We start from the raw sequence: 19,220 nt of genomic DNA, 5'->3' as shown, positions 1-19,220 counted from the left end.
GGCTGAACGTGTCTATTCTCCTCGCTTCTGCAGTGATCTTGGTCCAAATCGCAACAGGAGCTCTCTTACTTCTGCTCGTACCTCAGATAAACATTCGAAGCAAGTATGCAATCACGGGACTTGGTCTAGCACTCGGAACTCTGCTGTCAATGCTCTCTTCAGTAATACTTAACCCCACCATATTGGGCTCAATAGCTTGGTTAATTCCGACCATCTTGGTGGGCTTGGTCTGCACGCTGAGAATTACCGCACTGCGTGAAAAATCGCGCGAACTTGAGGCCCAGCGAAGTGAATCTATTGGAGTTGTAGTCGGACTTGCTGCAGGATTGATATTGCTTGCGGTCAATTGGATTCGCGTACCACTGAGTTCCATTCGCGCCGGGTCATCAGTTGACATGTATTTCCTAGAGGCGCTCTCGCGGGGGATCAGTCAATTTGGCCCCGAGCACAGTATTTTGATGTCGGGAGGAGCTCTTAGGTACCACTGGTTCACGTATGGGTGGGCTGGAGAACTCACCCAAGTAGCTGGCCTAGATTCTTTCGTGGCCCTCACGCGATTCCTACCCCTTGTCGCACTACTAGGAATGATCCTGATTGCTGCCTCGTGGGCGGCATCGATTCGAGTTAATGGTAAAGCGAGCCCTTGGTGGGTTCCGTCCCTAGCCGTCCTCTTGATCGTTGTCGGCGGCTACACCGGTGCCCTCTATGGTGTGATTCTCAACTTCGATTCGCCTTCACAATCACTCACGACCGTTTGGCTCCTCGGACTGGTCTTTCTGTTTTTGCACGGTTTAAGAACGGAATCACGACCTGCACTTATTTTTATTTGGTTCGCAATTGGTCTGCTAGCTCTTGGGACAACCGGAGGGAAAGCCAGTCACGCCGTTGTTGGGCTCGGTGGGATTGGACTGGTGGTGATAACCTCGCTGCTGTTTCGTAAGAGTGATTGGAAAAGAGCTATTTCACTCGGACTGGCTGCCATCCTCGGAGTCGGAATTGCGTATTTCTGGGTTCTGTTTGGGGTTGGAGTTCAAGAGAACCTCTCAGAAGTAATTGCGGTACGTGCGTCTACCTGGCAAGGCCTCGATCCTGTTTCTGGTAGATGGGGTCCGTTGCTCGGAACCATTGCAATGCTGTTGGCAATATTTGCTCGCCTCGCAGGAACTACTTGGTTATTCACAAGCGCCAGTGGAAGAAGGTTACCTGAACTTATATTTTCTTTGGGCGCCTTTCTCACAGGCGCGCTCGCACTGCTTTTTTTGCGGGAAGGGATCAACGAATTGTGGTTCCTACTTGCGGCATCGGCACCTATCGCAGTGATCTCTGCGTACGGGGTGGGTCAAGCGCAAATTTCACTTATTGGCAGAATCGGAATGCGCAAAGCCGTGCCGATAACCCTTCTCATTGCCGGAATTGCTTCCCTAGGTTCACTAATACTAAGTCGGAATTGGGTTTTCGAATCAATCCCCTCCCCGTTTTTTCAGTGGCCAGGTGTCCTGTTTTGGTTAGCGATAGTCTCGGTGTGGGTCGTAATACCCGCACTCGCATTCTTGTTCTTGCGAAAACTGACCAAGTCAGGGAAACAATCACTTCATTCAATTGCACTGCCAATTTTTGCCGTGAGCGTTAGCGCACTGGTGCTGACATCGATTCTCACTCGACCATCCGTTTTATGGACAGAGTCCCGTCCATTGACAACGGGGTTTGGGACAGTGAAACCAAGTGAACCGTCTAGAGCAGGCGAAAACAAGACATCTGAGCGCACAGTTGATTCACTGGGACTCGAGCCCCGGATTAACGCGGCGGATTGGTTGAAAGAGAATTCACAAGTTGAGAACGTTGTTGTCACAAACCGCCCTGACATCTCCTTCATTCCGGCATTTACTGGTAACCAGATGTATTTAGCCGGTGAGCCGTACCAATACGGGCTTGGCGCAGCAGACCAACGGGCGGAAATAGAACGGCGTTCGCTTCTATCTCGAAGTCTGACGGCGGGACTAACTCCGGTGTTATTGAACACCCTTTGTCAAGAGGGAATTGACTTCGCCTGGATCGAATCGCCGGATGAATCTTTTCCACCCAATGATGTAGTTGCCTCTGAAACTTTTGGGAATATAAGTATTTACGACCTGCGTCAAAACTGCATGATCAACTATTGAAATCTTGTTCTAGCAATACGTAGTATCGGGCTTTCGAAAATACGCCAGGAAACCAAGGCAACGGACCATGAAATCGCGGTAGACGCAATAAACATTCCGAGCAGTACCAAGATATTCCAAAAGGATGAGGCGCTGGGCTCAATACCGAAAATATTTCGGTAAATGACCTCCAGTTGACGCAAGACCAAAAAATGAAAAAAGTACATAAAATATGAATAGCGGCCAATACTCCAAAAAACAGAATTCACATGAGGGATGCGATCAATAGCGATACCCAGGAGTACGGAAAAAATGACGAACCCAAAGACGAAATAGCTCGGAGTCTCCATGGAGTAAAGGATTTGAGTGCTCAGCAGAACAGTGACCAGAACGAGAACACCAGTTCTGAAACTGAAATCCATTTGCCCCGATGAGGATTTTGCACGCCAGGTAGTAAATGCCAAATAGGCTAACCCACCAAGCACAAAAAACGGCCACGAGGTAAACAGGCTCAACCGCAACCAAGCTGTTGCGGCACTCTGAATATATGTCTCCCCGGCTAGGGCGGTGACCATCCACTTTGCCAAGAAAAAGGTCAGGTATCCCACGATCACCGATACAAGGAAAAAGTCGACACTCTTCTTTCGGAAAAGCCAAAACAAGGCGTAATGGCCCATTTCCTGCTGAATCGTGAGTCCACCGGTGGGGATAGCCACTAACGAACCCACGGTCCACCCGAGGAAAAGTAAACATAGAACGATGGCCAGCCACGTGGGCAGCCCCGCCGTGTCCTGGTCGTAAAGAATGAAATATAAAAGAACGAATAGGGCCCATAGAGGCCAGATGCGGGCTATCCGGCGGGCCCAATAATGCGAGCCACTCACCTGTGGTGATTTCCGGTAGTAGAGACTGAAAATTAGCCATCCTGAGAGAGCGAAAAATACTTGTACACCAAATTGACCGTAGTCAAACAGCATGAAAACAGATTTTGGGAAGTCATAACTCTGCGTTACTGCGACCGAGGCACTCAGGGAGTGGGTAGCAATTACCCCCAACACAGCTATTGCTCGAACCGCATCGAGGGTGCTTACTCTGCCCTTTTCTGAGGGTAAATCAGGAGTCAACGCGCATTCCTCCCATCATTCGGCGTACCCTTTTCGGTAGTAGTAAATGTCGAGCCTAGTGAATCAGGAGCCCACGTGTCACTCATCACTCAACTAGCGGATCGAGCAACCGGCGGCCGCATCACTAAGCGCGATTTCGAGAACAGGCTAGAAAGATATACAGCTACGGGAAAAAGTGCCCCCGGTGACGCTGAATCCTTGAACGATGCCTTTCTTAAGTCCGCTGGAGCTTGGCTGACGCAGGGTTCACGCAATATCGCAACCCATAATGGCCGTTCTGACTTCTCCGATGCGCAGGACTTTCTCCACCTGTGGCAGGAGCCAGGGTCCATGGAGCGCGCCCTTAGCCAACTAAATAATGATGGTTACGCGATTTTGGATACTAAATTTGACCCCGAAATTGTGCAGGAGCTTTCCACCTATTTTGCATCTGCTCCCTGCACGTTGACCTCGGATCAAGAGTTGAACATGGCCCCTGAGGATCGCGTCGTCGTTGACTTTGAGAATCCGCTAGCGGTGAAGTACTCCGTTGATACGAATACATTGTTAATGAACGCCACGGTGCGCAAGATGCTGCTTGATCGCGGGCTGCTTCAGATTGCGCAGGAGTATCTGGGTTCAACCCCCATTGTGGACATCGTTACGGCTTGGTATTCCTTCCCCTCAGCGAATCCAAGTCACGAGGCAGCGCAACTTTTCCATTTTGATCTGGACCGCGTCCGCTGGCTCAAGGTGTTTCTGCTGCTCACTGATCAAACAATTGACACTGGGGCGCATGTTTACATTCCGGGAACCCAACGAGATGGTGGGATCTCTTCTGATCTGTTGGCTAAGGGGTATGCCCGACTAGAAGACCCGGAAGTTGAGGCTTTCTACCCCAAAGACGCTTGGAAATCCATGGTGGCGCCTGCCGGTTCGATCTTGCTTGAGGATACCCGCGGGTTGCACAAAGGAATCCCTCTGCAACGAGATCACCGTCTCATGCTGCAGTTTGAATACGCCCAGACCCTTTTTGGTCATGTTCCATTCCTAGCAACAGTGTCGTTGGACGACTACCAGGATGAGTACTGGAACACCATGAAACACAATCACCCAGAAGTTTTTGCCGCACTGCGTCGATAGGCGCGTTTATTCAATCGTTGGGCAGCGATCCTGGTGGCAACCCTCACCGGTTGCTCCCAAAGCCATTTGAATTTGTTCTGCCTTGTAGTTAGATAGCGGCGCTTAATCGCTTCACTCTCTTCGAGAGACTTACTGCGATCACTTACCGTGAGTGATTCAGGGTGCCACCGAAAACACGAGACAACATGGTCGACAGGTGTGAATTCACCTTGATTCTTCAACTTCAAAAGTAGATCCAGATCAAATGCGTGACTTAGGCTTTCGTCCACGCCACCCACCAAGTCCCATGCCTCCCTACGTATCAACATGCCGGGTTGCGGAATCAAGTCCGGTCCCCAGACAAGGATGCGGCCAGCCCACTTACCGGCCTTGCTCACCCAGAGTTCTTTTCCTTGGGGGTCGATATACCGGCAGGATCCATAGGCAACCACCGCACGTGGATTGGCCCTGAGCGCTCCGACTGTGGATTCAAGGGACTGATCGGTGAGGAGGTCGTCATCACCCAACCAATTCACATAACGGTGCTGCATACCGGCTTCGGAAACCCCCTGATTGATTGCAGCTGGGAGTGAACCGGGGTCATCAATCACCTTGGCGGCGAACTCATGGGCCAGTGTTCGGGCCGCCGTTGCACTCACTGGAGTAACGACCGTGATGTCCGCTTGCACGTGCTGGTTCCTGATGGACTCGAGCGTCTGCCTTAAGTAGTCGACTCGCTGACCCAGGGTAGGAATGACAATTAACACCTCGGTGGCCACATGGGAACTGTAGCGGAGCGGTCGCTACAGGTACGCTTTCACGAATTAACGTCCGTTGAACTGGTTGGAGAGGCGCGACTTGTGAGCAACCTGATCTTTGGCATTGGCCTGATCGGCATTCTCGCGGTCGCAATTATTGCCAGTCGCTCTTTGGCTCGATTCGCAATCTTGACACTATTTACGGTCATGGTGTCAGGGGCCATACTGCAGTTTTTCAGCTCCCACTCGCTCGACGTCACATTTGGTTTAACACAATGGTGGCTTTTGGTAACGGGCTTGGTTTTGGCACTGCTGTCCATTTACTACGGCCGAGCCCGCGGGCAGGCGGCCTTGTGGAGCAGAGCCAGTAACACAGTTCTCATTGGGAGTTCGGCACTGATCGCCGTGGCCTTCTTCACCTCCCGACTTCTCGCTCCCGGGGAATTGGCGCCGTTGAGTTCGGTCGGATATTTTGTTCAAAAAGTCGCAGCCGAAGACAACGCCAAATGGCTCAACGCAACTTCACAACTTGCCGATGCAAGTGTGATCGATACCTGGGCAAATGTCGGTGGACCGATGCTGCTCATCATGTCATTCGCCGGGATCATGATCGGGACAGTTTCATTTCTACTGTATGGATCCGTTAATGAAGTAGCAGTCTCCGCTGGGTCAGTTATTTTTGTCCAAATCTTTTTCGTTGTTATTGCACCTTTTGCACTAGCACCAATTGTTGAGAGAACATATAGGAAAATAGCAGGCGGAGCACAACTTCCCATGTTGTACTCGTTACTCAGTATCGCAATTATTAGCGCTAGCAATGCAGTTTTGCTGACCTACGGTCACATCACACTTCAATTTACAATCATTGCCATAACCCTATGGATAGGTGCTTTCCTAGCGCCCATTTCACGTTTCCCTGCACGTTTATTCACCACCTTGGCCGTGGTAGCGGCCTCAATGGTGTGGTTCCCCCTCGCTGGACTTTCTCTCGTTATTTTGCTGGGGGCCTTAGTTTATTTTGGGCGAGGACTTTTCAGCGGACCCCGTGAATCACGCAAGAACTCTGCGATTAGTTTCACCCTGAGCCTGATACTCGGTGCTTTAACAATCGAATTTCTCAACAGTGCATTGCGCTACTCCCTCGGTGTAGACAGTGCGAGTGCTGCTCCCATTGGTGGTGAATCCGATACTGGCTTCGCCGGTGGAATCTCCACTGCGGTGCGCACGATCACTGCACCGACTCTGCCCCTCTTTGACGACCCGGGAGGCACCGAACAGATCACGACTCTGCTTCTCGTTCTCACGCTAGTCTCGATCCTGGGACTTGTGTGGGTACGCGTTGGCCGAAATACATTCACCCGCGGTCGGCTAAAACCATTCATTCCCATTGTGTTATCTGGCGGCTACGCCTTGGCAATTGCCTTTACGGATTTCTGGGCTGTGGGCGATGGCCCCAACTACGGTTCACTCAAAATCAGTTTCGCCGTTTTCCTCCCAATTTTGGTGTGTTCCCTTCCGTTTGCTCTCATGACTTTCCACCGAGGTTCGGCCAAGGTAAATGGTCTCGGTGTAGGTGCTGTCGCGTTGATTGTGATCATGTTGACCTTGGACACACTCTTTCCTCGGGCAGTTCTACAACTCAAACCGACAAATTGGCCCGGTGTTAGCGGATCGCCCTACTGGTACCCAGCCGAAGTGCGCGACACCGGTGATCAAACACTTGCCAGCAATCCCATTGGTTGTGTGTTCCTTCCACGAGGGGCGATCGCTCCCACCGGGTTGCCGCAAGGACAACTTATTTACACCTGCACCAGGCTCCTCGCCGGAGTGGCCGGAGTGGAAACTCTCGCTGCACCAATAGTGAAATGGGAACTGGATGAGTGGCTGCAGAATCGCACCATGTGGAGCGAAGTCCACCCACAGTTCAGTGCCCTGAGTCCGGAAATTCAAAGGCGAAACCTGATCCTGTTGGACAACGACCGTCAAGTGGTTGGCCTTGAATCCCTCGGGATTTTGCTTAATCGGTTCCCGCCGTTGGAACCGTGATGCGCATGAAAAGAAATAGGTGGTGTGTGTGAGCTGGCGATCCTGGGTGGTGCCAGCAGGTGTCAGCGACTGGGCAGCACAGCGGAGCAAATACCTCACTCAATTTGATGATTCCGGCGGTACGTGGGAAGCGGCGCAAGCTCAGAGCTCTGGGTATGACTCCCGTGAAATTCTCAGCAGGGTTACGACAAGTACCCAGGCGGTATTACGAGCAGAAGCTGCCTTTGAGCGAGATGGTGTTGCGTTCACTGCACCCCAATACCGCTGGCCAGTTTTGGCCGGATTGCTTGAAGTGGCTGCGCGTGACGGTGAACTGAAGGTGCTGGATTTTGGTGGCTCTCTGGGATCCCTGTACTGGCAACACCGCAAATTTTTTTCAGGGTTCAAGGTTTCATGGGGTGTGGTAGAGCAGCCTGAATTCGTTGCTGTCGGTAAAGGTTTGGATCAAAGTACTATTGAGTTTTTCTGCAGCGTCACCGAATACTTGGAATCGGTCACTCCCAATGTGGTGCTCCTCTCCAGTGTTCTGCAGTATCTGCCAAATCCGGAGCAGACTTTGCGAGAGTTACTCGCAACCCCTGCAGACACCGTGATTCTCGACCGAACTCCCATTAGTACCGCGACTTCCAATGTTCCCTGCTTACAGGTAGTGCCACAGCACATCTATGCAGGCAGTTACCCGGCTTGGATTTTCTCAAACACCTGGCTGCGCAATCAATTTGCAGGATGGGAAATCGTTGCGGAATTTGACGGAATTGAGCCGGCCGGTCACACACAAAATGGTATTCATTTCAGTTGGGATGGCCTAATTGCCCAAAGGAAAGCCAATGACTGAATTGGCTCTGCTAGTCAAGAGCTATCACAACGACTTCGAGTATGCCGAGCGCCTAATGCAGTCGATCAATGATCACAATGTTGATGCGTTACCCGTCTACATTGTTGTTCCCGAGAACGATCTTCAGCAATTCAATGTTTTTGCTAGTGACACCACAAAAATTTTGAGTGAAAACCTATTTGCTAACCACTTAGTTCACGAGGAAACTGCAGGCTTTCGACCTGGCTACATTAATCAAGAGATAATCAAACTTGCATTTTGGGAACTTAATTTGTGTGACAACTATTTCTGTGTCGATTCAGATGCGGAATTTATACGCGACTTCACCCGCGCTGACTTTATGGCGCAACAGGGAATTCCCTTTACCTTTTTAACGGAAGACCGTGATCTAGTTGTTGAACCCGAATATTACCAATCCACGTGGGTGAACCGCATGAACTCTCTAGAAAAAATCCGTGAAAACATTGGATACACCGGACCGTGGCTGTTCACCGTGCACGGTCACGCAGTATTTTCCGCAAAAGTCTTGCAATCCTTCGTCTCAGATTTTCTAGAACCACGCGACTGGGATTACAAAGATGCACTCGCAATTTCACCTTATGAACCAACGTGGTACAACACGTGGCTGCTGCACACGGGTGTGATTGAGATTTTTCCTCGCGAACCAATTGTCAAAACTTTTCATAATGCGCATCAACACTTGGAGTATCAACTCCGTGGAATTCGCAAGAAAGATGCAGCGCGCGGATTTTTGGCATTAGTGGTGAACTCGAATTACTCTCGCGGACACGGTGTGATGAATGCGGAGAACTTACTGAAGGACACTCTCGCTGCCTATGTTCCCTTGCCACAGTTACTTCGGGCATTCGGTTTCAAATTGAAGCGCGACGTCTTTATTCGACGCACACCACTGCGCAAACTCCGGGTCTGGTTGGGTGCAATCGCTTTGAAGATTCCCGGTGTGCGACGATTCGTTCAATCCGGTTGACAACATTCGGTCACGACTTTCCAGAAAACACTGTTGTTGACGTAATGCGTCATGGTGGCATGACCGGTGTCTGCGATTCGCTGACGAAAATCGGAATCCGTTGCAAGGGCAGTGAGTGCGGCAACGGCTTGATCAACACCCTCAAACTCGAGGTAGTCCGCGTCCTTGGTGAAGTACGGAAATCCACCTTCAACACACTGTGCAACTATCGCCGTTCCTGCAGCCATCGTCTCGGCATAGCGGAACACTGCCTGGCGGACCCAAATCCAATCCATGTATGCACGGGTGGGACCTTGCAGTGTGGTGGTAAAAATAATGTCCGATTCGACCAAAACCCGCCAGTAATCGTCATTGGATGTTCCGGCTTTATCTGAATTGATCGTGAGCTCTATTCCTTTTTCAGCCAGTTTTTCTTTAACCACCTGAAGGAATTCATCCCGGGGTGAATACATAGAGCCGATGAATTGAACGACCAATGGTGTTGTCAAATCACGGCTGGCCTTAAAACGAGCTTTTGCCAATTCCAATTCAGCGACACGTTTTCGAGAAATTGGCATGAATAGGGGGCCACGTATTCGAGAGTGTGGGAAAATTTTGCCCGCAATATCTGTATGAGCAAAAGTAACAACGCACCCGTGGAAAGCGGTCAGTACCGCGGCCTGCCAGCGATGCCGACGATAAAAGGCATCGGTGAGAACCACAATTGGTGTGATTCCATGTCGGTTCAGGTACCAAGCCACCCGAAATCCCTCGGACAATGACCGTGGCCAACTCTGTCCAGGAGTTCGTACGTCGAGCACCACGGTATTTGCGTTACTTTGCCCTTGGTTAGCCACAAATTGCGGGTAGTACGGCTGATCACGGTCAATCACTTGCTTATGCACTTGATTCGATCCAAAAAAATCCTGGGCCGAACCCAGAAGTTCCTCGAAGTACACGTGGGTCCAGCCAATGATTCCTGACTCGATCGCTACTTGTGGTTTTTGGTCGCGGTTGCGGCGACGAGCACCCGCCCCCAGCACCCGAGCGGGTAGTAGAACCACCCAATAGACCCAAAATAAGGGAATAACCAATCGGGGCAAAATCTGATCCCGCCAAAGTCGGTGTGTTTCGGGCGGGTTGAACCCGCGCGAATACAACTCAGCCTGCTCCACCCGCCTAGGCTAGTGGGGTGATCACCGCTCAGCCGATTGCCGTTATTCCGGCACGCGCCGGATCCAAGCGGATTCCGGGGAAGAACTCTCGATCCATGCTCGGGATTCCCTTGATTACCCGGTCGATTCGAATCTGCCAGGAATCAGGGATATTCGAATCAGTTGTGGTCAGCACCGATTCAGAGCAGATCGCTGACCTAGCCCGAGGTGCAGGCGCCCAGGTTCACAAACGGCCGGCTGACCTGTCCGATGACCACACACCCCTAATGCCGGTAATTGCAGAGGCCACGGTGGGTTATGACCCGACCACACCAATCTGTTGCTTTTACGCCACCGCAGTCACTGTGAACCCCGGTGAACTTGTCAACAGTTGGCAGGTCTTTGAGGCGATACTGGCTGATCCCACCAGCGCCAATTCATTCCTCACGGCGGTTGTGCGTTACCCGCATCCCATCCAACGGGCATTGGAGATCAAAGCCAATGGAGAGTTGACCATGCTTTCCCCGGAATACGCCTCGACGCGCACCCAAGATTTGCCCGAACGTTGGCACGATGCAGGGGCATTTATCTGGGGCAGTGCACTCACTTGGTCACAGAGCGAACCCGCATTAACCAGAGCCCATGGGTTCCCGCTTCCACACTCCGAAACTGTGGACCTCGATACCGAGGAAGACTGGGCAAGGGCTGAAACGCTGCTCATGGTGCGAGAAAACGCATCTGCACAGGCGCCCGATAGTCTTAGCAAGCACGGAGAATACAAATAAGGAGACCAAGTGTCAGTCATTGATGAATCGTCGATCTTGATCACCGGGGGCACGGGTTCCTTTGGCAAGGCCTTCCTCCAAGAGATTTTGACAAATCACAATCCTCGTCGGGTTGCGATCCTTTCCCGCGACGAACTCAAGCAATCAGAGATGCGGGCACACTTCACCGACAAGCGGATGCGCTGGTTTCTCGGAGACATCCGCGACAAGGATCGTTTGATTCGGGCCTTCCACGGTGTGGACTACGTGGTCCACGCGGCAGCCCTCAAACAAGTTGACACCGCTGAGTACAACCCATTTGAGTACGTACAAACAAATATTCTCGGTAGTCAAAATGTTATTGACGCCGCAATTGATGCCGGTGTGAAAAAAGTCGTTGCACTCTCAACAGATAAGGCGTCCTCACCCATTAACCTATACGGGGCAACGAAACTCACTGCCGACAAATTATTTATTGCAGCTAACAACTACAGCTACAGCTACAACACCGCAATGTCCGTTGTGCGCTACGGAAATGTAATGGGCAGCCGTGGGTCAGTGATTCCGTTCTTCCAAAAATTGATCGCCGAGAACAAACCCCTACCCATTACCGATCCCAACATGACCCGGTTCTGGATCACCCTGCCACAAGCAGTTCAGTTTGTGATTGACTCATTTGATTCAATGCACGGTGGAGAACTGTACGTCCCACGGATACCCAGCATGCGAATCATGGATCTGGTCGAAGCCCTCAAACCTGGCGCCGAAACTTATGTTGTTGGTATTCGCCCGGGTGAGAAACTCCACGAGGAAATGATTGCCTCTGACGATAGCTACCGGACACTGCGCCAATCAGATCGCTACGTGGTGCAACCAACGGTCAAAGAGTGGTGGTTCAAAGATTCAGAGGGAGAACCGGTTGCAGAAGGTTTCTCTTACTCCTCCCACACTAATGACCAATGGTTAACGATCCCAGAATTGCAAAACTGGATCGCTAAAGGCTAAGTGAGCCAATCCATGATTCCTTATGGCCGGCAACAGGTGGATGCCGCTGACATTGCCGCCGTTGAAAAAGTTCTTAAAGGCGACTGGCTGACCAGCGGTCCTGCTGTCACCCAATTTGAAGAGGCTCTCGCCGACTACGTTGGCGCAAACTACGCGGTCACATTTTCATCGGCCACCGCGGCCCTGCATGCCGCTTGCGCTGTTGCAGGCTTGGGACCAGGAGATCTGGTTCACACAAGTCCTTTGACTTTCATTGCCAGTGCAAATTGTGCGCGGTATGTCGGCGCAACACCGGCGTTAATCGATATTGATCCATCAACCTTCAATATTGACACCAACCAAATCACCGACAACATTCAAGCCGTGATTCCCGTGCACTATGCGGGACTCCCGGTGGAACTGGGCGCTCTACCCACTCGCCCTCGCGTGATCATCGAAGATGCATCCCACGCTCTCGGTGCGCGCAGCACAACTGAAAAGGTTGGCTCCACAACACATAGTGATATGTGTGTTTTTTCATTTCACCCGGTCAAACCAATCACCACGGGCGAGGGTGGCGCAGTCACCACCAACAACGCGGATTACGCACAAGCGCTGACAGAATTCCGCTCCCACGGAATCAACGCAAATAGGGATCCGCTGTCTTGGGAATACAACGCGGCTACCCTCGGTTACAACTACCGGTTGACTGACATTCAAGCCGCTATGGGTCTGAGTCAATTAGGGAAAATTGACCGATTCATTGCCGAACGTAACGCTATTGCCGAGCGATACCGAGAGAAACTCTCAGTACTACCACTTGAATTACCCCCAGCTGCACCTGCAGGTGCACTGCACGGCTACCACCTTTTTGCTATTCGGGTTCCCCAGCGACGCGAAGTATTCGCTGAGTTACGCAAACGTGGAATAGGTGTCCAAGTGCACTACGTCCCCGTTCACCACCACGGTGTGAGCTCTGACATCGAGATGCCACCGGGTGGCTACCCGCACGCCGACTCCGTCTATAGCGGGCTAATCAGCATTCCTACTTTCCCTGGGCTCACCGAATTAGAACAGGACATTGTGGTTGCAACATTGGCAGACGTCCTGGAACTTCATGGTTGAGCATGACCCCCAGTGGGATTCGGGCTATCACTTCTTCCCCGAATTCGCCGCCACAAGTGCCGATAACCGATACCTACTGCGACCCATTCACTGGAATGATCGCGATGCAATCCGGGAATGGCGCAATGCACAGATTGACGTCCTGCGGCAACAAAATCCTTTATCGACCAGTGAACAAGATAATTACTTTTCGAATTTAGTTCTGCCGCAACTTACTCAAGAGCAGCCTGAGCAAATTCTGTTTGCTTTCCTCGAGGATTCCCAACTTGTTGGTGACGGCGGCTTCGTGCATATTGTTTGGTCTGATCGCCGCGCTGAAGTGTCGTTCTTAACCGACGTGGATCGGTCGGAGCAAAATGTATTTTCGCAGGATTGGTCTATGTACCTAAGCCTTCTTGTGCAACTTGCTCGCAGAATTGGCTTTCACAAACTCACCACCGAGACGTACAGCATTCGGCCAAAATTGATTGAAATACTCGAGGATTTCGGTTTCACCCAAGAAGGGATCTTGCGTGATCACCATCTCATCAACGGTGAACCGGTTGACAGCTTCGCCCATGCGTACCTGATCAACTAGAACTTGTCCTGCGTCCTTTGCCAAGGAGAGTGCGAACACGTGGCGCGCGTACGAACATTCTCTCGAATATTGCACCCATCAAATCCCGATAGTCCACGTAACTACCCAGAACCCTCTCCAGCGGCGCATCGAGTTGTCCTTCACCTGAGGAACGCGAAAATCCAGAGTTGATAACCACACCAACATAACCGCGCGCAAGATCCTCTTGCGAGACCGATTTTATGGCAAGTGCTAAATACTCACTCTGTATGTGAACTGTTTTAAAGATTGGCTCCCTAATGATCCGGGACTTTGGATAGTTCTTTTCCACCCAAAAGTTGTACCAACTGAATTCATAAGGACAAATTTCTAAAGCGCCTGCAATTGTCATGTTCTTCTGTCGCAGGTAGCTCAACAGACTCTGGGCGTATTCGCTGTGCAAGACCGCGAAGCCGTGACAAGTGAGGTAGTTGTCCTCTGGAAGTTGGAAAAACTCTCTCAATGTCTTGAGCCACTTATCTCTATGCTGCCAATATGTGTCAAAGTAAACCGGATCAACGTGCAATTCATGGTCTTCGGTAATGAATGAGTACGGGACTCCGGTGAGGTCCATGAAGTCGCGGGAACTAAACGGGCGAATAAAGACAGCCTCCGAATCGACACATAGATAGTTTCTGAGAAATCCACTTTCGGCAAAAGCTAATTTGATGATCTCTTGATTGATGTAACCAGGACTATTTCCGTGGATTGAGTAGTCCACTAATTGATCCCCCCACATTGATTCGGGCAACACTGTTGCATGACTGGTAAACATCTCGGTAAATGCATAGATGTCTTGGTCGGGGACAACAATGAAAAGCGGGATCGGTTCAGTTGCATATGCAAGAAAGGACTCAAGAAAACGCTGGGCATATGGCAGGTCGGGACCATACGACTTGAGCATGATCCCAAAGTTTTCCATTGACACAGCTTTAGTAGCCAACAACTTCAAGGTCGGGAAGGGGGAAAATCAAGCGGCCACCGCCAGCCAGATAGGGCTGCAAGCGATCCATGAAAGTTTCACGGAAATGCCACGGCAGAATCAAAAGGTAGTCCGGGTTCTCCGCGAGCACCTCTTCTTCGCTGACAATGGGGATCTGGGACCCGGGCAGGAACCGTCCGAACTTATAAGGATTAACGTCACCAACCTTGGACATGAGTTCCTTGGTTACCGGCGTAGTCATAACAAGAACATTGCCTTTGGTCGATGCTCCCAGTCCCATGACGGTAGCTCCGGACTCTTTCAGTCGTTCGAGTAGTGATTTAAGGTCATGTTGACGTTCTTCCACCCTGGTGCGAAATTCGACCCATGTTTGCGGGTCATGGACTTTTGCTTGCTCTTCTTGTTCAAGGAGCCATTGGGCGTAAATAGAAATCCCTGCCCCTGGTGAAGGTGAGGCGAGTACTGAGACAGAACCGCCATTAACCGCGTTGGTTGCTGCATCAATTAAATACAGCCCGGCTTCATCAAGGATTCGCTTGATTGTGGTCAGGGAGTAGTACTCCAAGTGTTCGTGGCAGATCGTGTCGTAGGCGCCGCTGCGAAGCATCCAGGGCATGTAGCTTTGCTCGAAATACCAAATTCCCTCAGGAGCTAGGCAATGCTTCACGTCTTGGGCAAAAGCCACCGGGTTATCAAGGTCATAAAACATGGCAATTGAGGTGACGATGCTCGCCCGGTCCTGACTCACCGCATCAAAGTTTTTGGCGTTGAAGAAGTCGGGAACCGTGGTGACCGGGTTGGTGGCCTTTTCTGCTTCGTAGAACTCACTGAACTTAGCAATAGTTGGATCAATTCCGATCTTCTTGAGCCCCGAAACACTGTAACTGCGGAGCAAAGTTCCATCGTTTGCCCCAATGTCGAGAACCGTTTGGCCGGGGAGCAGGTTGGCCCGGACTTCCAGTCGGCGGGCAATTCTGGCCAAGTGAGCCACCATCGAGGCATTTAGCCCGCTGCGGTAGCCGTAGTTGTCCCCGTACATTTCCTCGGGTGGGAAGGTGTCGCCGAGTTGAACCAGACCGCAGTCATTACACACCATGAGGCGCACTTCACCGGAGGAGATTTCCTCTTCACGAGTAGCGGGGAACACCCCTGTTAGGGCCAGATCACCGAAATTGAGGACTTCAATGAGGTCCGTTGTGTCACAGACCCGACAGTTCTTCAACTTCGCCACAGTTTTGGCTCTCTCTCAGATTACAGGATTCACGGCTAACTAGGTCAAAACGGTCTCAGTACACCGTTTAAACAATTGTTGTCCCGTCCTAGACTAGCGAAGTCAGTAGAGCGATCCAAAGAACTAAGGGGTACACGCGGGTGAGCCACGATCACGACGAGCACGTTGATAACAGCCTGTTGGCTAAAGCGAAACGAACCTTCCCCCTGGTGCCTATCTCCCGTGGTTTGAGCCGGGCTAGCCGCAAGGCTGCTTCAGCTGCCCACAAACTGCAATTCCAAGTGGAGTGGGGAGCAGATAACCCCGAATATTTTGATCACTTCATTGACCAACACTGGCAGTGGTCAGCGAATAGACAGTCATTCCCGTGGGAGCGCGGTGTCTACTCCTCGCTTGCCCTGCAAGCAACCCGTTGTGGGAGCCGACTGCCCAAGGTTTTGGAACTCTGCTGTGGCGACGGTTTCAACACCTATCACTTCTACAGTGCTCAAGCCGAATCAATTACCTCGATCGATTTTGATCCCTCGGCGATCGCGACAGCTAAGAAGAATTGCTCCTACTCAAATATTCGCTACCTCCTCGGTGACATCAGAACCGATATTCCTGAGGGGTTCTACGACAATGTTATTTGGGACGCGGCTATTGAGCATTTCACGGAAACTGAAATCAAGGCGCTGATGGGAACCATAAAGTCGCGGTTGGCTGAGGGCGGAATTCTTTCCGGTTACACCATCATTGAGCCCGACGACGGTGGCAAGCACCTGCACCAGCACGAATACGAATTCCACGACAAATCCGATCTTGTTCGCTTCCTTGAACCATGGTTTAAGAACGTTCAAGTCTTGGAAACCGTGCACCCGCAACGTAGAAATCTATACTTCTGGGCAAGCGATGGGCCACTGCCCATGGATCGTGGAATCGCGCTGACCGCGGTCACCGAATGACGTCAGCATTTACTATTGAAAAATACCTAATTTTCCTTCATCGATGAGACCCGAAATGAAAGGTGTTACGGCACTCAAGTCTGCGGAGTTATGATTCAGAAAAGCCTCAACTTGACCAGCACGCACAACCTCAACTCTTTCGTACTCACCCGGCACAAATGTGCTTACAAAGTGTGCCACACTGAGGTTAACCCGCAATGGGATGATCAGGTCGGCGGTGAATGCACTGGAATCTACAAACAGTGCCACAGGGCTACCAATGGACAATGAATCGACCGAGACACCAAGCTCCTCCGTCGCTTCTGTAAGAATCTGATGCTCAATGGGCAGTCTCTGCACCCCCCCGGATGGAGCGAATTCCCAGATACCCCCATCAGTGACATCGTTCGCCCGCTTGCCGAGGACAAGGCCCTCACCAATTCGGGTTACACCGGTCACTGCGAGGAAGAGGGGATCACTCGGCCCACCCCCCCGCCTAGCAGCGGCCAGATGCCCATAGGAGCTAGGGACTACTGTCAGTGAAACTTCAGAAAACTGAGTGACTCGCAATAACGATCCATTCCACTCTCCATCAGACAAGGCACCAATGTCTACTTCGGGGTCCGGTGTAGGAACGAGTTCAAGTGCCGGCGGTGATGACCATAGGATACTGGCATTGCCACGCATAACTACAGACTATATGGCAGAGATAGGTCGAGCATGAATAAGGAAGAGATATACGACCATTGGACCAGTTGGGCTCAAGAACACGGTGAAGCGATCGAAGCGACCACTCGAACCCAGAGCGCCAAATCCATTGAGTTATCTGCCTTGAACAGTGCATTTGCTCGGTACACGTCAGTTGACGCAACGCCAACCACTGTTCTCGAAGTAGGGTGCGGAAACGGAGTTAACTGCGTCTACATTGCATCAAGTTTTCCAAAGAGTCAAATATTCGGTATCGATTTTGTTCCCGAGATGGTGGAACATGCTCGCGGTTCTGCACGATCCGCGCACACCTATGAACGTTGCACTTTCCGCGTTGGTGATGCCATGCAACTTGAGGAAATTGAAGATTTACCCACCGACTTTGATATTGCCTTCACCGTTCGCTGTCTCATCAATTTAGAGTCTGATGAGAACCAGAGGCGAGGACTGAAGTCCATTGCCGAGCGAGTTGCTACTAACGGTTACATCTTTCTGATTGAGAATAGTCAACAATCGTATGCACGCCAAAATAATCTCCGCACAACTCTGGGACTTCAACCTCGCACTCCGGCTTCCTTTAATCACTTCATCGATGAAGTGTCATTCCTTGAGTTCGCCAAGGAGTGCGGACTCACACTTCAAGGGATTGTTGACATTTCAAGTTTGCATGACACGGTGCTATACGCACTTGCGCCATCGACTAACGGCGGGACAGATTGACTACAAACATCCGCTAGTAGAAGCCGCAACAAAGCTAGAGATCGCCCACCACACAGAGTTAGGATCCCCGTTCGGTGACTTCGGTCAAAACAGGCTCTTCATCTTTCACAAGAAATCATGAAAACTGCCCTATTCCTAGATTTCGATGGAACACTCGTTGACTCCATTTCGGCACTGCACTCGGCGTATCTCCAATTTCTCCGTGAATTCAACATCGAAGGATCCACTGCTGAGTTCCAAGAGTTCAATGGGCCGCCACTGCCCATCGTTGTTGCTGAACTGAAAAAAAGATATGACCTCCGCGAGCCTGAACTAGAGCTCTTCGATAGATATTTGGAGATTATTGACACAAGTGACACACAACTACAACTAGCACCCGGAGCCGGATCGCTCCTCACTGCAGCGCAGACCCTAGGCATCGAGCTTGCAATTGTTACCTCTAGCCCGGTGAACCGGGTTTCCAAATGGCTTGACCGGCATCAATTGGAATCCATGTTCCAATGTGTCATTGGGGCGGATTCCACCGAATTTGGAAAGCCGCATGCTGATCCATATCTACTTGCGCTCCAGAAACTCAATGTGACTCCAGACCAGGCGATCACGGTCGAGGACTCAGCGAAAGGTGCAGCAGCCTCACTTGCTGCGGAAATAACTACGATTCTCCTCGGCAGTCACCCGGACACTCTCGAACATGCACTCCTCATACCCATGAAATCTCTTGATGACGTTACCTGGTACTTGCAGCTGGGTGCATAGAGTTATCTCATGGAGTCTTTGAAAATTGGTGGCACTGACGTTGGTCCAGGCTTGCCGACTTACATCATTGCTGAAGTCTCCGCGAATCACCAGCAGGATTTCGGCAGAGCCCAAGCAACCGTTCGTGCTGCTGCCTCTGCAGGCGCCAATGCTGTGAAGTTTCAGACCTATCACCCGGACCTCATCACCTTCGAGTCTGATTCTCCGATTTTTCGTATTGACCACGGAACAACATGGGACGGACGCACTCTGCATTCCGTTTACTCCGAAGGTTATATGCCTTGGGAATGGCATGCTCCACTATTCGAACTTGCCCACTCACTTGGTATCGATGCTTTCAGTTCACCT

The 19,220-nt window shown here is 51.2% G+C and carries 19 protein-coding genes; 13 read left to right on the top strand and 6 right to left on the bottom strand.

The annotated features are described in order from the left end of the window. Positions 1-8 precede the first annotated feature (8 nt). Entirely contained in the window at positions 9-2,159 is a 2,151-nt protein-coding gene (locus KG631_RS11535) for a hypothetical protein (RefSeq protein WP_213999879.1), read from the top strand. Here the strand turns inward: KG631_RS11535 and KG631_RS11530 are convergent. Beyond that, positions 2,153-3,262 carry an acyltransferase gene (locus KG631_RS11530; RefSeq protein ID WP_213999878.1) on the bottom strand — a complete coding sequence of 370 codons (1,110 nt, stop codon included), beginning with the start codon at positions 3,260-3,262 and terminating at the stop codon, positions 2,153-2,155. The two genes, KG631_RS11535 and KG631_RS11530, sit on opposite strands and share 7 nt — an antisense overlap. Before the next feature lie 75 nt (positions 3,263-3,337). Between KG631_RS11530 and KG631_RS11525 the strand changes: the two genes are divergently transcribed. Next, positions 3,338-4,384 (top strand): phytanoyl-CoA dioxygenase family protein, encoded by a 1,047-nt coding sequence (locus tag KG631_RS11525; protein WP_213999877.1) that lies wholly within the window; start codon positions 3,338-3,340, stop codon positions 4,382-4,384. Here the strand turns inward: KG631_RS11525 and KG631_RS11520 are convergent. After that, the gene (locus KG631_RS11520; protein WP_365869125.1) at positions 4,351-5,130 is read right to left on the bottom strand and encodes a glycosyltransferase; all 780 of its coding nucleotides are present in this window, start codon (positions 5,128-5,130) and stop codon (positions 4,351-4,353) included. The genes KG631_RS11525 and KG631_RS11520 overlap by 34 nt on opposite strands. 93 nt (positions 5,131-5,223) lie before the next feature. Between KG631_RS11520 and KG631_RS11515 the strand changes: the two genes are divergently transcribed. The 3 genes from KG631_RS11515 to KG631_RS11505 are packed head-to-tail and all read left to right on the top strand — an operon-like array spanning position 5,224 to position 8,990. After that, positions 5,224-7,167, top strand: coding sequence for a hypothetical protein (locus KG631_RS11515; protein WP_213999875.1), 1,944 nt, complete (start codon positions 5,224-5,226; stop codon positions 7,165-7,167). Between the two features lie 28 nt (positions 7,168-7,195). Beyond that, positions 7,196-8,002, top strand: a complete 807-nt coding sequence (locus KG631_RS11510) for a methyltransferase, TIGR04325 family (protein ID WP_213999874.1) — start codon at positions 7,196-7,198, stop codon at positions 8,000-8,002. Further along, positions 7,995-8,990 (top strand): DUF6492 family protein, encoded by a 996-nt coding sequence (locus tag KG631_RS11505; protein ID WP_213999873.1) that lies wholly within the window; start codon positions 7,995-7,997, stop codon positions 8,988-8,990. Before KG631_RS11510 ends, KG631_RS11505 begins: the two co-directional genes overlap by 8 nt. Here the strand turns inward: KG631_RS11505 and KG631_RS11500 are convergent. After that, positions 8,978-10,072, bottom strand: coding sequence for a hypothetical protein (locus tag KG631_RS11500; RefSeq protein ID WP_213999872.1), 1,095 nt, complete (start codon positions 10,070-10,072; stop codon positions 8,978-8,980). The genes KG631_RS11505 and KG631_RS11500 overlap by 13 nt on opposite strands. An 89-nt stretch (positions 10,073-10,161) precedes the next feature. Between KG631_RS11500 and pseF the strand changes: the two genes are divergently transcribed. From pseF to KG631_RS11480, 4 genes are read left to right on the top strand one after another with little or no spacing between them, the layout of a single operon-like run. After that, entirely contained in the window at positions 10,162-10,908 is a 747-nt protein-coding gene (gene pseF / locus KG631_RS11495) for a pseudaminic acid cytidylyltransferase (protein WP_213999871.1), read from the top strand. Between the two features lie 9 nt (positions 10,909-10,917). Next, positions 10,918-11,892, top strand: a complete 975-nt coding sequence (gene pseB, locus KG631_RS11490) for a UDP-N-acetylglucosamine 4,6-dehydratase (inverting) (RefSeq protein WP_213999870.1) — start codon at positions 10,918-10,920, stop codon at positions 11,890-11,892. 12 nt (positions 11,893-11,904) lie between these two features. After that, complete coding sequence (locus tag KG631_RS11485; protein WP_213999869.1) at positions 11,905-12,996, top strand: aminotransferase class I/II-fold pyridoxal phosphate-dependent enzyme; 1,092 nt, start codon at positions 11,905-11,907, stop codon at positions 12,994-12,996. Then, complete coding sequence (locus KG631_RS11480) at positions 12,989-13,573, top strand: GNAT family N-acetyltransferase (RefSeq protein ID WP_213999868.1); 585 nt, start codon at positions 12,989-12,991, stop codon at positions 13,571-13,573. The genes KG631_RS11485 and KG631_RS11480 overlap by 8 nt, the downstream gene beginning before the upstream one ends. Here the strand turns inward: KG631_RS11480 and KG631_RS11475 are convergent. Then, on the bottom strand, positions 13,566-14,513 hold the full coding sequence (locus KG631_RS11475) for a DUF6492 family protein (RefSeq protein ID WP_213999867.1): 948 nt from the start codon (positions 14,511-14,513) through the stop codon (positions 13,566-13,568). The two genes, KG631_RS11480 and KG631_RS11475, sit on opposite strands and share 8 nt — an antisense overlap. A 10-nt stretch (positions 14,514-14,523) precedes the next feature. Beyond that, positions 14,524-15,765 carry a methyltransferase domain-containing protein gene (locus tag KG631_RS11470; RefSeq protein WP_213999866.1) on the bottom strand — a complete coding sequence of 414 codons (1,242 nt, stop codon included), beginning with the start codon at positions 15,763-15,765 and terminating at the stop codon, positions 14,524-14,526. Positions 15,766-15,905: 140 nt separating this feature from the next. Between KG631_RS11470 and KG631_RS19240 the strand changes: the two genes are divergently transcribed. Next, positions 15,906-16,709: a methyltransferase domain-containing protein gene (locus tag KG631_RS19240; RefSeq protein ID WP_213999865.1), complete on the top strand. Its 804-nt coding sequence runs from the start codon at positions 15,906-15,908 to the stop codon at positions 16,707-16,709. 12 nt (positions 16,710-16,721) lie between these two features. On the opposite strand, the gene KG631_RS11460 is transcribed toward KG631_RS19240, so the two are convergent. Next, positions 16,722-17,147, bottom strand: coding sequence for a hypothetical protein (locus KG631_RS11460; RefSeq protein WP_213999864.1), 426 nt, complete (start codon positions 17,145-17,147; stop codon positions 16,722-16,724). Positions 17,148-17,408: 261 nt separating this feature from the next. Here KG631_RS11460 and KG631_RS11455 point away from each other — a divergent pair, with 261 nt between their 5' ends. From KG631_RS11455 to KG631_RS11445, 3 genes are all read left to right on the top strand, one after another. Then, entirely contained in the window at positions 17,409-18,116 is a 708-nt protein-coding gene (locus KG631_RS11455) for a class I SAM-dependent methyltransferase (RefSeq protein WP_213999863.1), read from the top strand. Positions 18,117-18,233: 117 nt separating this feature from the next. Beyond that, a complete protein-coding gene (locus KG631_RS11450; RefSeq protein ID WP_213999862.1) occupies positions 18,234-18,872 on the top strand; it encodes an HAD family phosphatase in 639 nt (212 codons plus the stop codon). A 9-nt stretch (positions 18,873-18,881) separates the two neighbouring features. Continuing rightward, a partial coding sequence (locus KG631_RS11445; protein ID WP_213999861.1) for an N-acetylneuraminate synthase family protein occupies positions 18,882-19,220 on the top strand: 339 nt, incomplete at its 3' end.

It is taken from the genome of Arsukibacterium sp. (genome assembly GCF_018402695.1).
Classification (GTDB): Bacteria; Pseudomonadota; Gammaproteobacteria; order Enterobacterales; family Alteromonadaceae; genus Alishewanella.
This window is presented reverse-complemented; position numbering and strand designations above follow the sequence as displayed.